The sequence below is a fragment of the Pedobacter sp. V48 genome (genome assembly GCF_000523515.1).
Classification (GTDB): domain Bacteria; phylum Bacteroidota; class Bacteroidia; order Sphingobacteriales; family Sphingobacteriaceae; genus Pedobacter.
Genome location: NZ_AWRU01000022.1, coordinates 41,669 through 56,185 on the forward strand (window position 1 = coordinate 41,669; position 14,517 = coordinate 56,185).

General features: G+C 36.3%; 13 protein-coding genes and 1 tRNA gene. 6 read left to right on the forward strand and 8 right to left on the reverse strand.

Annotated features, from left to right (window positions below; genetic code table 11):
• Positions 1 to 82: 82 nt before the first annotated feature.
• Positions 83 to 1,489, forward strand: a complete 1,407-nt coding sequence (lpdA, locus tag N824_RS17495; protein ID WP_048906450.1) for a dihydrolipoyl dehydrogenase — start codon at positions 83 to 85, stop codon at positions 1,487 to 1,489.
• Between the two features lie 34 nt (positions 1,490 to 1,523).
• Here the strand turns inward: lpdA and N824_RS17500 are convergent, their stop codons facing one another.
• The 6 genes from N824_RS17500 to N824_RS17525 all read right to left on the reverse strand — a co-directional run bounded on the left by N824_RS17500 (position 1,524) and on the right by N824_RS17525 (position 9,538).
• Positions 1,524 to 2,345, reverse strand: a complete 822-nt coding sequence (locus tag N824_RS17500) for a hypothetical protein (protein ID WP_048906451.1) — start codon at positions 2,343 to 2,345, stop codon at positions 1,524 to 1,526.
• Positions 2,346 to 2,448: 103 nt separating this feature from the next.
• Complete coding sequence (locus tag N824_RS17505; RefSeq protein ID WP_048906452.1) at positions 2,449 to 5,637, reverse strand: efflux RND transporter permease subunit; 3,189 nt, start codon at positions 5,635 to 5,637, stop codon at positions 2,449 to 2,451.
• Positions 5,638 to 5,697: 60 nt separating this feature from the next.
• A complete protein-coding gene (locus tag N824_RS17510) occupies positions 5,698 to 6,765 on the reverse strand; it encodes an efflux RND transporter periplasmic adaptor subunit (RefSeq protein WP_048906453.1) in 1,068 nt (355 codons plus the stop codon).
• A 2-nt stretch (positions 6,766 to 6,767) separates the two neighbouring features.
• Complete coding sequence (locus N824_RS17515) at positions 6,768 to 8,111, reverse strand: TolC family protein (protein WP_048906454.1); 1,344 nt, start codon at positions 8,109 to 8,111, stop codon at positions 6,768 to 6,770.
• A gap of 21 nt (positions 8,112 to 8,132) precedes the next feature.
• Positions 8,133 to 8,738 carry a TetR/AcrR family transcriptional regulator gene (locus tag N824_RS17520; RefSeq protein ID WP_048906455.1) on the reverse strand — a complete coding sequence of 202 codons (606 nt, stop codon included), beginning with the start codon at positions 8,736 to 8,738 and terminating at the stop codon, positions 8,133 to 8,135.
• A gap of 194 nt (positions 8,739 to 8,932) precedes the next feature.
• A complete protein-coding gene (locus tag N824_RS17525) occupies positions 8,933 to 9,538 on the reverse strand; it encodes a TetR/AcrR family transcriptional regulator (protein ID WP_048906456.1) in 606 nt (201 codons plus the stop codon).
• 184 nt (positions 9,539 to 9,722) lie between these two features.
• Here N824_RS17525 and murB point away from each other — a divergent pair, with 184 nt between their 5' ends.
• Together murB and N824_RS17535 are read left to right on the forward strand one after the other, a co-directional pair.
• Positions 9,723 to 10,739, forward strand: a complete 1,017-nt coding sequence (murB, locus tag N824_RS17530; protein ID WP_048906457.1) for a UDP-N-acetylmuramate dehydrogenase — start codon at positions 9,723 to 9,725, stop codon at positions 10,737 to 10,739.
• 168 nt (positions 10,740 to 10,907) lie between these two features.
• Positions 10,908 to 11,438 carry an RNA polymerase sigma factor gene (locus tag N824_RS17535; protein WP_048906458.1) on the forward strand — a complete coding sequence of 177 codons (531 nt, stop codon included), beginning with the start codon at positions 10,908 to 10,910 and terminating at the stop codon, positions 11,436 to 11,438.
• A 61-nt stretch (positions 11,439 to 11,499) separates the two neighbouring features.
• On the opposite strand, the gene N824_RS17540 is transcribed toward N824_RS17535, so the two are convergent.
• Complete coding sequence (locus tag N824_RS17540; protein ID WP_048906459.1) at positions 11,500 to 12,030, reverse strand: SRPBCC family protein; 531 nt, start codon at positions 12,028 to 12,030, stop codon at positions 11,500 to 11,502.
• Between the two features lie 139 nt (positions 12,031 to 12,169).
• Here N824_RS17540 and N824_RS17545 point away from each other — a divergent pair, with 139 nt between their 5' ends.
• Together N824_RS17545 and N824_RS17550 are read left to right on the forward strand one after the other, a co-directional pair.
• Positions 12,170 to 12,841: a lycopene cyclase domain-containing protein gene (locus N824_RS17545; protein ID WP_048906460.1), complete on the forward strand. Its 672-nt coding sequence runs from the start codon at positions 12,170 to 12,172 to the stop codon at positions 12,839 to 12,841.
• Positions 12,841 to 13,077 (forward strand): cytochrome b5 domain-containing protein, encoded by a 237-nt coding sequence (locus N824_RS17550; RefSeq protein ID WP_048906461.1) that lies wholly within the window; start codon positions 12,841 to 12,843, stop codon positions 13,075 to 13,077. The genes N824_RS17545 and N824_RS17550 overlap by 1 nt, the downstream gene beginning before the upstream one ends.
• A gap of 44 nt (positions 13,078 to 13,121) precedes the next feature.
• Here the strand turns inward: N824_RS17550 and N824_RS17555 are convergent, their stop codons facing one another.
• A complete protein-coding gene (locus N824_RS17555; protein ID WP_048906467.1) occupies positions 13,122 to 14,042 on the reverse strand; it encodes a PfkB family carbohydrate kinase in 921 nt (306 codons plus the stop codon).
• 141 nt (positions 14,043 to 14,183) lie between these two features.
• On the opposite strand from N824_RS17555, the gene N824_RS17560 reads away from it, so the two are divergent.
• Positions 14,184 to 14,257: transfer RNA gene (locus tag N824_RS17560), tRNA-Asn, on the forward strand.
• Positions 14,258 to 14,517: the final 260 nt, after the last annotated feature.

The following is a 14,517-nucleotide window of genomic DNA, read 5'->3' on the forward strand; positions in this document are numbered from 1 at the left end:
GTAAATGGAAATGTTTTAGGCTAATAAGTGACAGATTTTGCCTCAGGTTTACTAACTTTGTTTAATAAAAAAAACCTTTAATATGCAATACGATGTAGTTGTAATTGGCTCGGGCCCGGGCGGTTATGTTGGAGCAATAAGATGTGCCCAATTAGGCCTAAAAACGGCAGTTATAGAAAAATATAAAACTTTTGGTGGAACCTGCTTAAATGTTGGTTGTATTCCGTCTAAAGCATTGTTAGATTCTTCAGAGCATTATCATAATGCTGCTCATACTTTTAAAACCCATGGTATTGATCTTAAAGATTTAAAAGTTGACATGCCGCAGATGATTGCCCGCAAGAATGATGTGGTTGCTCAAAACACTGCTGGTATTCAATATCTTTTTAAGAAAAATAAAATTGACACATTTGAAGGCGTAGGTTCATTTGTGGATAAGAATACCATAAAAATTACCAATGCTGATGGTAAAACTGAAACGGTAACTGCTAAGAATGTAATTATCGCCTCGGGCTCTAAACCAACTGCTCTTCCGTTTTTACCTGTTGATAAAAAACGCATCATTACTTCAACTGAAGCTTTGACCATTACAGAAGTGCCTAAACAAATGATTGTTATTGGTGGTGGTGTAATTGGTTTGGAGTTAGGTTCTGTTTATGCTCGTTTAGGTACAAAAGTATCTGTTGTTGAGTTTATGCCATCTATTATTGGTACTATGGATGCTGGTTTGGGCAAAGAATTGCAACGTGTTTTAAAGAAATCTTTAGGCATGGAGTTTTATATGGGCCATAAAGTTACCGGTGCAACTACAAAAGGTAAAAAAGTTACTGTAACGGCTGATAATGCTAAGGGTGAGCAAGTGAAACTTGAGGCTGATTACTGCATTGTTGCTGTAGGACGTACCGCTTATACTGCCGGCTTAGGCTTGGAAAATATTGGCATCACTACTGAAGAGAGAGGAAATAAAATTCCGGTTAATGAGCATCTTGAAACGTCGGTACCTGGAGTATATGCCATCGGCGATGTAATTAAAGGTGCTATGCTTGCGCATAAAGCAGAAGATGAAGGTGTATATGTAGCAGAGAGATTAGCCGGACAAAAACCACATATCAATTATAACCTTATTCCTGGTGTTGTTTATACATGGCCTGAAGTTGCATCCGTAGGTTATACTGAAGAGCAATTAAAAGAAAAAGGCGTTCAATATAAAGCAGGTTCATTCCCTTTTAAAGCAAGTGGAAGAGCTAAAGCAAGTATGGATACTGATGGTTTTGTGAAAGTATTAGCGGATGCTAAAACCGACGAGATCCTTGGAGTTCATATGATTGGTCCTCGGGCTGCTGATATGATTGCTGAAGCGGTTGTTGCGATGGAATTCCGTGCTTCTGCTGAGGATATTGCAAGAATTTGTCATGCACACCCAACATACACTGAAGCCCTTAAAGAAGCGGCTATGGCAGCTACAGAAAATAGAGCAATACATATTTAATACAATAATACATTATAAAAGAAAAGGCCTTAGATTATTCTAAGGCCTTTTCTTTTAAAGCAGGATAGGTTTCATATAGAACCTTTATGGCTATTTCAATAAGTCTTAAATTCTCTTCCTGATGGCCGTGCTGTACTTCAACATTTATGTAAGGGATATTCTTACTCATAGCATAAACGGATAAAGAACCGTCATCAGGTGCTTCAGGAGATTGGAGTATTACATTTACCTTTTCTTGTTTTAAGCGATTAAATAACTTTAAGTCGGTTACTAGAATCAGATCATCATTGTCCATTTCAAAATTGATGTACACAGAATCGGCAGCGCTTTCTAGTTCATAGCCCTCCAGGTATGATGAAATACCAAACGCGCCATCCCCATTATTATGTAAGGTGAAAATATACCCAAGTTTTTTAGGATTGTAAAAGTCGAGAATCAGTTTTCCGGTTCGTTCTAGTTGCATTAGAACTTCATCATTATCTACATTTCCGTACTTTTCAAGCCCCATAATAATACCTTCTTGCGTATAAATGCTGTTGGGGTCTGTTTGGAAGTTAAAGCCGTCGTTTGTGAATTTAAAATTCCTGACACCGCCATACTGACAATCAATGATGTTGCCACCGTTAAATTGTATGTATTCGAAAGCTGCTTTTACCCCTGTGTCTTCATCATCGTGTATGGCGAGGAAACTGATCTTGGGTTTTCCGTAACTATATTTTACAAGATTGATGTTCAAATCGTTTAATGCAATAGCACTTGTATCAGTCAGCATGCCCTCAAAAACAGGAGGGTGCTGTGCTTTTATCCCTAACGAAAAGCTGCATAACAGCAGCAGTAATATTATGTGTCTCAACATATTCCCTGTAAATACAACAAAACAATTATAATTGTTTTTAATTATTAAAACAAAAAGAGGAACTTTTTTGGGTTCCTCTTTTTGTTGTTATCTATTTGAAATGCTATTCTGCAAGGTCATATTCCAGAACATCTTTATGTTCGTATGGCTCCTCCAGTAATTCGTCTATTGTTTTGCCTTTTTTGTTGAAGCCTAATTTATCTAACATAATATCAAAAATCAGGTAAACAACTGGTACAACAATTAATGTTAAAAATAACGAACTTGTTAAACCACCTACAATAACCCAGGCTAGTCCATTTTTCCATTCTGCACCAGCACCACTTGCCAGGGCAATTGGTAGCATACCAAAGATCATGGCTATGGTTGTCATCAAAATTGGACGTAAACGCGCATGGTTAGCTAAAACTAGTGCTTCTATTGTTGATTTTCCTTCTGCTTTCATGTGGTTGGTAAAATCGACTAATATAATCGCATTCTTCGCCACCAAACCCATTAGCATAATTAAACCTAAAATGGTGAAAATACCGATGGAGTTATTTGTTAAAGCAAGTGCCAAGAAGGCCCCGATTAACGCTAGTGGCAGAGAGAACATTACCACTAGAGGATAAACAAAACTATCATATAGCGCCACCATAATTAAATAAACTAGAATAACAGAGGCGAGTAAGGCGATACCCAAGGTACCAAAACCTTCGGATTGGTTTTCCTGATCTCCTGCCCATGCATAACTTACACCTACAGGAGCCTTTAACTTTCCATCTTTTTGCATTTGTTCCAATTTTGCTTGGAACTCAGCAACAACTGTTCCTGTTGGTCTACCAATAGATTGTGCTTTAACAGATACTGAGGTTGATTTATTTAAACGTTCTAACTGACTTGGTCCGGAACCTTCAGTAATTGTTGCAAACTGCGAGAGCTTAATTTGCTCATTGTTAGTATTTACAAAGATAAGGTTACGCACATCGTCAACATTTTTCCTGTTGAAATCCTGGTATTGGATATTAATGTCATACTCGTATTCGCCTTTTCGGTATTTACCATCTGTGTTACCCGCAAAAGCAGTTTGCATGGTAGAACCTACAGTTTGCAGTGTTAAGCCCAGAGCCGACATTTTATCACGATCAACCTGAACATTAATTTCAGGAGTTCCTTTTTCTACAGATAATTTGATCTCCGTTGCACCTGGAATTGTTGCCAGTACTTTTTGAGCACCTTCTGCATATTTTAATGCACTATCCAGGTCAGAGCCCATAACAACTAATTGAATCGGAGCATTTTCTGCAATACCTAAAATACTAATTGGTACAGTTTTAACTTTAGCACCTACCAATTCTTTAGCAAGCGCACGGCTCATTTTGGTTGCGAAAATGTCTGAAGAGACACCCTCACGTTCGTTACGTTCAACCAGCTTTACGTTAATCTCCGATTTATAAGCTGTTGCCTGAGTTCCACCAAAATCTCCACTGGCTTGACCAACAGTAGTAATTAACTGAGTAATTTCCGGTTGTTTGTCCAAGAATGCTTCCGCTTTTTGCGTGTAAAAGTTAGTTTGCTCCAGAGGTGCATCTTTTGGCAATTCAATTTGAATTAAAAACTCACCTTTATCAGATTTAGGGAAAAACTCAGAACCAATAAAACCAGCTCCAGCTAACCACATCGCCCCAATAAACAATACTACAACGGCTGCTATTGTACGTCTTTTATGGTTTAACGACCAGGTTAAAATGTTTGTAACCCACAATGTGAATTTTTTTAATTGTTTTTCAAACCAAAGGATAAAACGACCGAATATGTTTTTGCCTTCAATGTGTTCTAATTTACCATATCTAGAGAAAAGGAGAGGTACAATAGTGAATGAAGCAACCAACGAAAGTAATGTTGCGATAATTACAACCACACAAAATTGACGTAGAATGTTCGATACCAGACCCGTACTAATAGCGATAGGGAAAAACACAACTACAATTACCAGGGTAATGGATACAACTGTAAAGCCAATTTCCCTCGTCGCATCAGAAGCTGCTCTTACTTTATTTTTACCCATCTCCATGTGTCGCTGGATATTTTCCAGAACCACAATCGCGTCATCCACTAGAATACCTACCACCAGAGACAAGCCTAATAATGACATCAGGTTCAAGGTGAAGCCAAATAAACTTATACCAATAAATGTTGCAATTAATGATGCCGGAATGGATACCATTACAATTAATGCATTACGTAAACTATGCAGGAAGAATAGCATTACAAACGCTACCAGTACAACTGCTAGAATTAAATCGTGAATAACGGCATCAGCAGACTCTAAAGTGAAGATGGAGCTGTCGTTAACAATTTTAATGTTGAGTTTATTAGCAGCATATTCTACTTTTAGTTTCTCTATAATTTTATGTACACCTTTACTCACTTCTACCGCATTTGCATCACTCTGTTTAATGATTTGGATAGCAATGGCACCTTTTCTATCAATACGAGCTAGTTTTTCGGTTTCTTTTTGAGAATCCTGTACATCGGCAACATCACCCAAACGAATTTGAGCGCCAGCCTTTGAAGTTGTTAAAACAAGGTTTCTTAATTCCTCAAGATTTCTGTATTTACCAGATAAACGAATTAAAACATCCTGATTTTCTGTTTTAACACTTCCGGTAGGGAAATCTAAGTTTGAGCTTAAAATCATTTGTTGTACCTGTGGCACAGAAAGATTGTAGCCTTGTAATTTATCTGCATCTAAAGAAACCTGGATTTCTCTTTCAGATCCACCTATTAGGTTAACCTGTGCAATCCCGCTAACTCTGGAAATAACCGGGGCAATTCTTTGGTCAATTAAATCATAAAAGCTAATATCATCCATGTCTGCGGAGGCCGACATGGTGATAACTGGTAAATCATCTAATGAGAATTTACTTAATGATGGTGTTTTTACATCCTCAGGTAAATCTGAAAGGATGGCATTTACCTTACGTTGAGCATCATTTAATGAAATATCAATGTTGGCCGCATCGGTTAAAGTAATCGTAACTGTCGATAAACTTTCAAATGAAACCGCGTTTATTTTTTTGATATTTTCCATTGATGATACCGCATCCTCAATTTTTTTAGTTACGGTATTTTCTACCTCAGCAGGTGAAGCTCCAGGATAAATGGTTGAAATAGATACTACGTTGTTTGAGAATTTTGGTAATAACTCATAGCCCAACGAAAAGTAACTTAATAGCCCTAATAAAGTAAGTGCAGTAAATACTACAATTACCAGGGAGGGCCTTTTTATCGATATGTCTGTTATCTTCATTTTCTTTTTTTATTGCGTATTGCGATTGGCATATCGCGATCATTAACTGCCGGGATTGACCTATTTTACTATGCTGACAGGAGTGCCTTCAGCCAAGTTAATCTGTCCGCTTGTAATTACAGTTTCTCCTTCATTTAATCCATCAAGGATTTCAACAAAATCACCTAAAATACGGCCAGCAACTACTTTACGGATTTTAGAAGTGTTATTTGATTTATCTAACATAAACACCTGATTGCTGCTTACACTACCTACAAAAGAAGTACGCGGGATTAAAATACTAGGCGCTTGTTTAGGGAAGTTAAATACCGCTGTTCCATACATACCTGCTTTTAAGCTATTTTTAGTATTGTTATCTACTTCAATTTCAATAGGGAAGTTTAAAGACGCATCAGCTTTTGCTGCAATGAATGTAACTTTGCCATTGAATTTTTCTGTTGGGAAAACAGAAGATTTGATGTCAATTTTATCACCGATTTTAAGGTTAGCAACTTGCGATTCGTTAACGTTTACCCTTAGTTTTAATTTAGAAACGTCTACAATTTCAAATAACTGGGTTCCTTGTGTGTTTACAAAGGCACCAACTTCAATGTATCTTTTATTAATGACACCATTAATAGGCGCTTTAATGTTCGCATCACTTACTTTGCGCTGTGAAGCCTGAAGGCGTAATTTTGCATTCTGAGTTGTTAATTTAGCCTGATCTAATTGCTGTTGGGTTACACCACCAGTTTCATAAGAACTTTTGTATCTGGCTTCGTCACGCAATGCATTTTGATAGTTTGCTTCTGCAGTTTCTTTGTCAGTATTGATAATTTCAGCATCAACCCGAGCTAAAACTTGTCCTTTAGTTACACGATCACCTTCATCTACGTAAATTTTACTTACCCTACCAGCATTTTCTGAAAGGAAGTTTAATTCTTGTTTAGGTACGAAATTTCCATTGACAGCAAAATCCAAATCAACTACTTTCTTATCTACAGTTGCAATTCGAACCGCAACAGCGCCACCACCTTCTGCAATAAAGGCCGTTTTTGCTTCGTTTTTCTTCTTATTGTTGCTTAAAACATAAGCTATTGCGCCAAGGGCGACAACGATTATAACAATTATAATAATTACTCTTTTCATTTCTATTTTGCTAGCGATTTAATATTTCCGTTCGATTTGATTAATTGTATTTCGGCTATTTTGTAATTCAATAAAGCCTGGATATAGCTATTTTGAGCTTCAGTAAGTGAGTTTTCTGTGTCCAGTAGATCCGTTAGGTTCGCCAAACCATTGTTGTAATTGTTCTGCGTACTTTTATAAATCTCATTTGCCAGTTCGGCATTTTTCTTTTGTGCATTAATGGTGTTGATATTATTGCGCAACTGGATTTTAGCATTCTCATAAGCTAAGTTTAATGAGTTAGTTGATTCTCTTCTGTCTTCTTTTGCTTTCTTAATATCAACATCGGCCTGGCGCACTTTTGAACGAGTCAGGAATCCGTTGAAAATTGGTACTTTTAAGGTTAGACCCACAGCTGAGGAACCATAACCAATAGCTTTACTGCTAGTCTTTAAGAAGTCGAAACCTTGATTCTGACTGGAGTAAGTATAGTTTCCACTTAAAGATAAGTTAGGATAATATTCCGCTACGTAAGCCTTACGCTGCAGCGATAAAAGTTTGTCCTGGATATTCAAAAGTTTAATTTCCGTCCTATTATCTAAAGAAATAGAATCTGCAAGTTCAGGTAATTGGGTTACTTCAGTAAGTTCTGTTTTTGGTAAGGTAATACTGGTGCTTACAGGCATTCCCATCGAAAATTTCAACTGGTTTTCCAATTGTGTAATGGCATTTAAGGTTTGTGAACGCTGTGTTTCCAAATTGGTAAGGTTAACCTTGATACGATCAACGTCGATTTTCTTAGCCAAACCATTTTTGTGCTGATTGGAAATGATATTTTCAATAACTTTTACATTTTTGATATTGGTGTCAATTACATTCATTTGCTGTCTGTTTACCAACACCTGGTAATAATTGCCTGCAACTAATTCTATTAATTGTTCTTCTGTAAGTTGGGCAGTAAGGTTATAATACTCCTCACTGGATCTTGCAGCCTGCAAACCTGTAAAAACCTGTTGATTAAATAATTGTTGCGAAAGTTGGACTCCGGCAGATGAATTCCATTTTTGACCAAATTTAAGCGTCTGCAACTGACCTCCAAAATCAACAACCTGCTGGCCGATTATAGGATTGTAAGTTAAGCCTGTATTACCTGTAATCTGTGGTAAAGCCTGGGCCCTAACTTCCTGGGTTTTGTATTTTCCCCCATCAATATCAAGTTTTGCTTTTCGCACATTTGCGCTATTCTGGATGGCGTAATTTAACGCATCTTTTAAGCTTAGCGTTTGTTGTGCACTAACTGTATTTGATAATACCAAGCCCAATAATAATAGTGGGATTGTTTTTATCTGTTTAATAATAGTGTTCATATAATATAATTAGTCGTCTGTTTATTTTAATCCTTTAAGGAATATATTCGAGAGGTTTATTTGTTTTTCCAGCATCGCCTTCATTTCTTTCTTGCTTGGAAACAACTCCTTATTACCATGTAAAATACATAGAGAAGTTATTCCTGCTAAACTCTCAAGATATAGTTCTGCAATTTTGTCGGCATCGTCTTTGGCTAGTTCTCCTCTCTCCATTGCTGCTCTGAAGATATCAGCATGGAAATGTTCATTTTTCAATTTCATTTTCATGAAATGCTCTCTTAATTCATCAGAATTTAAGGATGAATCCGGGCTGCCTCCAGATAAATGAAGCATATAGTATTTTTGAAAGAAGCGGTGTTTAACTTCAATAAAGCCGGTTAAACGTTCTTCAATTGACATCTCTGTTGATTTATCTTTTTCAATTATTTCAAAATAATCAGAAAATATCTTGTCGATAACACCAAATACCAAGCTGTTTTTATCAGGGAAATAATAATATAATGAAGGTTTTGATACTGACAGATCATCAGCGATTTCATTCATTGTGGTTTTGTTAATACCATAGTGGATAAAACGTTTAATAGCCCCCTCAATTATAGCATCCCTTTTTTTATCAATTTCTACCATTTTACTTTTTTACTTTTTGACTTTTTTAATTCAACAGTCAAAAATACTGCCATTATTTTACTTGAAGAATTTTAGTGTTAAAATCTCATTAAACTGACAAAGTAATGACAAAAAGAAGGCGGTCTGTAAAGAAAGCTGTGGTTGACAGTCTTTTACAGATGCAATAAATGTGAATGAAGATGGGCGTTGACAGGTTATTTGGCCTTTAGACCTGCCAGGAAAATCTCTGCAAGCATCTTCTCTTTTGCAAAAATTTGTTTGAATTGCTCTTTGCCAGGGAACATAATTTTATCTCTGCTAAGGATATTAAAGTGGATACCCGAGAGTGCATCGATAAATATATCTGTAGCTAATTTAGGATCTTCCATTGTTAATTCACCGCTCGCTATTCCTCTGCTAAAAAGAGAACCGATGATAATGGCCTCGAAGGTTCTGGCTCTTTGGAATTTTTCATAAAGGCCTTCTGGTAATTCAGTGCTGATTACTTGATTCGACTCAAATAAATTATAATATTTCTGAATATAACCCTGACGTTTTTGGAGTAATTTAAGTACCCCCTCGGTAGCAGTTGTGGTTTTATCGATAGACTTAACCAGATCTCTGCTCATAATTTGCATAAGGTGCTCGATGGAGCTTACGTAAAGACTTAATTTATCAGGGAAATAGTAATAAAGAAGTGCCTTTGAAAAAGAAATGTCTTTGGCAATTTCTGTCATTGTGGTTTTTGATAATCCATAATGAGCAAACCTTTTTAGCGCAGCTTCAATAATTAAAATTCTTTTCTTATCCTGATTTTCCATAGAAATATTAGTGTTCTCCCTTACTGTTCTTAAATTTACCTTAACGCCCTATAATAGTATAATGTGTCTGTTGCGGTAAAATTTCATGAAAAATAGTCAAAATTTTTAAATATTGATTTTAACATGTTTATTACAGGGCTTATCAATTACATTTGTAGTGTTTACTTAATCTGTTGAAACCTGTATGTTAGACGTGCAAAAGAATAAATCATTAAAACCTTACAATACATTTAGTATAGCCGTAGATGCAAATTATTTTGCCGAAATCCTTTCTGAACAGGATCTTAAGGATGTATTGAAATCAGAGCTTATTAAACAGCAGAATTTATTGGTTTTAGGCGGGGGGAGCAATGTGTTGTTCACTAAAGATTTTAACGGCCTGGTAGTTAAAATTAGCATACCAGGGATTTCGAGTGTTGAAGAGGGAGATGATGTTGTTGTAACAGCTGGGGCAGGAGTGGTTTGGAATGATCTAGTAAAGTACTGTGTACGAAATGGGTTTGCTGGTATCGAAAATCTTAGCCTTATTCCGGGAACTGTGGGAGCATCTCCAATACAAAACATAGGTGCTTACGGCGTAGAATTAAAAGATGTTTTTAAATCTTGTGTGGCTTATGAAATAGCAACATCAGAAAAACGAGTATTCAATTTTGAAGACTGCCGTTTTGGATATAGAGATAGTGTTTTTAAAAATGAACTGAGAGGTCAGTATATAATTACATCTGTTAGCTTTAAATTAAGTAAATCTGCAAAAATTAATACCCGATACGGAGCCATACAAGACGAGTTAAATAATAAAGGCATTGCTGTTCCTACAATTGCGGATATTTCTAATGTTGTTTCTGAAATAAGGGTTGCCAAACTGCCTGATCCTTCTACAATTGGGAACGCGGGAAGCTTCTTTAAAAACCCTGTTATTACTAGAAATGAATTCGACGTGGTAAAATCTGAACATTCGAATGTGGTTCATTATCCAGCTCCCGATGGTAAAGTAAAACTTGCAGCGGGTTGGCTAATAGAGCAATGTGGGTTTAAGGGTGTAGTCGTTGGACAAACAGGGACATGGAAGAATCAGGCGTTGGTGTTGGTAAATCATGGCAATGCTACTGGGACGGAAGTGTATAGTTTTTCAGAACAAATTATAAAAGATGTGAATGCCAAATTTGGCGTTCAGTTAGAAAGAGAAGTAAATATTCTGTGACAACGTTCCATTCGATACTGTAAGCATCGAAAATTAATTTCATAACATAAGGATCTATTTTTTGGTACATATGTTGTATATGTTTTGGAGTGCAAGATTAAACAAACTGGTGAGCGCCACTCATAAAACTCTGTTTGTTTGCTTTTTTAACCCAAAACTTAAAACATTATGACAAAAAATGAATTCAACCTCAAATTAAATGACCACTCGGTCTCTTTACAGTCATTCGCTTTAAATTTTACAAAAGATATTGAAGATGCAAACGACTTGGTGCAGGATACTATGTTGAAGGCTGTAACTTACTATAGTAAGTTTAAAGAAGGAACAAATCTTAAAGGATGGTTATTTACCATAATGAAAAATACGTTTATTAATAATTATCGTCGTTTGGTAAAAACAAATGCATTAATTACTAAATCGGATGATATTTCCTCGGCAAATCTTCATTACAGCGCTTCCAGGAATACCAGTGATAGTAAGTTTGTAATAGGTGATATTAATAAAGCTTTGGCTACTCTGCAGCCGGAATATCATATTCCATTTGTTAAGTATTTTGAGGGATATAAATACCATGAAATTGCTGAAATGCTGAATATTCCTATTGGAACTGTAAAAACAAGAATACACGTTGCCCGTCAGATTTTAAAGAAATATCTAAAAACATATTCTAAGGACGTACTTGGAGCGGAAATCGTTTAAAAATTTACCACATAAAAAAAGGGCGCAATCCAATTTTGCGCCCTTTTTTTATGTGGTAAATTTATTTTTCTACAAAGGCCTTTAAGTTGGCTAAACCCTTTTCATAGTCTTTTCCGATCATAGAGTCATATGCCAGCGACATCCATCTGGAGAAAATAGATGTATTTTCTCCTCTAAAGTCCCATGTCACCTTTGTGCCGCCATTAGCTGTGGGCTCAAAATAGAACGAGGTAATTGCTGTACTTTGGAAAGGTTTAATGAATTCCAGTTTTTCGTCGATCTGCTTGTTTGGGTTAAGCTTTTCAATTGTTATACTTCCGGTTCCAACCTCTTTTCCCTCCCAGCTAAACTTAGACCCAACAGATACACCATCGCCTGTTACGGTGTGTTTGGCTCCCTTATCCATTTGCATCCATGGATTCCATAAGCCAAAATCGTTAAAATTTAGTGTTTTCTGATAAGCTATACTGTCAGGTTTGTTAATTTCAATGGATCTGCTTACACCGTAAGTTTTTGGAAGAAAGAAGCCAATGATAAAAAAGAGGGCAATGATTGCTAAAATAATGCCTGCTAAGACTTTAATTATTTTCATTTTTATTTGTTTTGGTTACTTAAAACTAACTTAAAAAGTTTTATTGGGCAAACAATTAATTCTTAGAATATATAGATAGGGGATAAGGTTGTTTAACTGGGTCAAAATCATATTTTTGAGGTTGAATTTATTTCTATACATGAGTTACTATTATTTATTGATCAATCTGGCGCTGCTTCTTTTATCTTTTTTGTTGGCTTTGGATAAAAAGGCCAGTCCAATCAGGAGTTGGAAGCCAATGATTCCGGCAGTACTGGCTTCAGGATTATTTTTTTCAGTTGTTGCATTGGTCTTTAATCAATTCAAGTTGTCAGTATTTAGCGCTGAATATACTGTTGGAGTTCATATTCTTCAATTACCAATTGAAGAAATCCTGTTTCACTTTATACTGGCCTTTGCCGGGTTAAATGTTTACGTGGTTTTGAATGCGCATTTTTCGAAGAATAATCTGGAGAAATTTAGCTTGTCCTTTAGTAACTTACTGCTAGGAGTGCTCTTTGCAATGTTGTTTTTTACATACACTAAATTATATAGCGTCGTTACTTTTTCTGTGCTGTTTCTGTTGCTTTTTTATATAGAGTATGTAAACAAGCTTAGGTTCATGTATAAGTTTTACAGGGCTTATGTAGTACTGCTTATTCCTTTTTGCTTGTTATATCTGCTTATTGGAGGTTTGCCAATCCTTACTTATGTATTTGAGGAAACCATTAAATTAAAGTTAGGCACAATCCCATTTGAAAACTTATTTTCCCTCATGAGTAATCTTCTGTTAAGTGTTTACTTATTTGAAGTGATTAAAAGTAAAACATAATGGAACTGCCAATTTATACAAAACAGCAACTTGCATTGCGTAATGGACAGGATAAGCCACAGATATGGGTTGCTTACAGAGGTGTTATTTATGATGTAACAGATAGCAGGCTGTGGAGGAATGGTAAGCACTATGAACATTGGGCTGGCCAGGATTTGACAGATGAGCTGCCGGATGCACCTCATACGGAAACCGTATTTGAGAAATTTACTGCAATAGGTAAATTAGGTACATAAAGAAATACTTATAACAGCGTTCTTTATGTACTTAAGATTAAGTTTTATGATTCTATTGTGAATGAACTTAGGGTTACAAATTCCTGAACACGTGCTGCAACTTCTTCTGAGGTTAGGTTAATGATTTTCTCTGTTCCAAATTTCTCTACGCAGAAAGAAGCAAGAGCCGAACCAAAGATTATCGCATTCTTCATGTTGTTGAAGTTTACTGTTCCTACTTTAGCCATGTAACCTATAAATCCGCCGGCAAATGTATCTCCTGCACCGGTTGGATCAAATACCTCCGCCAACGGCAATGCCGGAGCTGAGAAAATTTTATCCTCATGGAATAATAAAGCACCATGTTCACCTTTTTTAATGATCAGATATTTAGGGCCCATCGCTAAAATTTTCTGTGAAGCTTTTACTAATGAATATTCTCCAGATAGTTGACGGGCCTCTTCATCATTGATGGTAAGAACATCTACCATTTTTAGCGTTTCTAAAAGATCTGGCATCATAATGTCCATCCAAAAGTTCATTGTATCTAGAACAATAAGCTTAGGTCTGTTTTTAAGACGTTTGATGACAGTTTGCTGCACAATTGGCGTAAGATTACCTAACATTAAGTATTCGCAGTCCTGGTAGCTCTCAGGGATGATGGGGTCGAAACTTTCTAGTACATTAAGTTCAGTAACTAGAGTGTCGCGACTATTCATGTCGTTGTGATATTTTCCAGACCAAAAGAAAGACTTTTCTCCCTCTTTTATTTGCAGTCCTTCGGTATCAATACCATGTTCGGTAAACGTATCTATGTCCTCTTTATGGAAATCGTCGCCCACAACACCAACAATTTTTACTTTATTGTAGAAGTAAGAAGCGGCTAAACTTGCATAAGTTGCGGCACCACCTACTATTTTATCTGTCTTTCCGAAGGGAGTTTCGATCGCGTCAAAAGCTACAGTACCTATGATTATCAGGCTCATATGAAATAATTGATTTTTTTTAAAATTTTTTCTCTGCAAATATTGCATAAATAAATTAAAACCCCTAATATTGCATTCCCAAAACGAACAAGATATTATGTTCCTAGGAACACATCAGAAGCGTTTTTTGGAAGACCAGACTCCTTCTTAGCTCAGCTGGTTAGAGCATCTGACTGTTAATCAGAGGGTCGCTGGTTCGAGCCCAGCAGAGGGAGCAGAATTAAAAAGCCTTTCAGTTTTCACTGAAAGGCTTTTTTTTATCCCCCAGCTACATTATTTTCTATTCGCTTTCTCACTTAATCAAACGACAATTTTCGGATCAAGCGGAATTCTTGGGGGGGGGGAAGAAATTTTAAGCATAGATTTTAGAAAGTCTGAACAGAAAGAATTTGACATCTCTTACCCCTCTGRTTAACAGTCAGATGCTCTAACAACCTACTATTTTATCTGTCTTTCCGAAGGGAGTTTCGATCGC

What these genes read in the sequence shown, in the direction of transcription:
- lpdA (WP_048906450.1), top strand. Translation starts at nt 83, where the DNA reads ATGCAATACGATGTAGTTGTAATTGGCTCGGGCCCGGGCGGTTATGTT.
- N824_RS17500 (WP_048906451.1), bottom strand. Translation starts at nt 2,345, where the DNA reads ATGTTGAGACACATAATATTACTGCTGCTGTTATGCAGCTTTTCGTTA.
- N824_RS17505 (WP_048906452.1), bottom strand. Translation starts at nt 5,637, where the DNA reads ATGAAGATAACAGACATATCGATAAAAAGGCCCTCCCTGGTAATTGTA.
- N824_RS17510 (WP_048906453.1), bottom strand. Translation starts at nt 6,765, where the DNA reads ATGAAAAGAGTAATTATTATAATTGTTATAATCGTTGTCGCCCTTGGC.
- N824_RS17515 (WP_048906454.1), bottom strand. Translation starts at nt 8,111, where the DNA reads ATGAACACTATTATTAAACAGATAAAAACAATCCCACTATTATTATTG.
- N824_RS17520 (WP_048906455.1), bottom strand. Translation starts at nt 8,738, where the DNA reads ATGGTAGAAATTGATAAAAAAAGGGATGCTATAATTGAGGGGGCTATT.
- N824_RS17525 (WP_048906456.1), bottom strand. Translation starts at nt 9,538, where the DNA reads ATGGAAAATCAGGATAAGAAAAGAATTTTAATTATTGAAGCTGCGCTA.
- murB (WP_048906457.1), top strand. Translation starts at nt 9,723, where the DNA reads ATGTTAGACGTGCAAAAGAATAAATCATTAAAACCTTACAATACATTT.
- N824_RS17535 (WP_048906458.1), top strand. Translation starts at nt 10,908, where the DNA reads ATGACAAAAAATGAATTCAACCTCAAATTAAATGACCACTCGGTCTCT.
- N824_RS17540 (WP_048906459.1), bottom strand. Translation starts at nt 12,030, where the DNA reads ATGAAAATAATTAAAGTCTTAGCAGGCATTATTTTAGCAATCATTGCC.
- N824_RS17545 (WP_048906460.1), top strand. Translation starts at nt 12,170, where the DNA reads ATGAGTTACTATTATTTATTGATCAATCTGGCGCTGCTTCTTTTATCT.
- N824_RS17550 (WP_048906461.1), top strand. Translation starts at nt 12,841, where the DNA reads ATGGAACTGCCAATTTATACAAAACAGCAACTTGCATTGCGTAATGGA.
- N824_RS17555 (WP_048906467.1), bottom strand. Translation starts at nt 14,042, where the DNA reads ATGAGCCTGATAATCATAGGTACTGTAGCTTTTGACGCGATCGAAACT.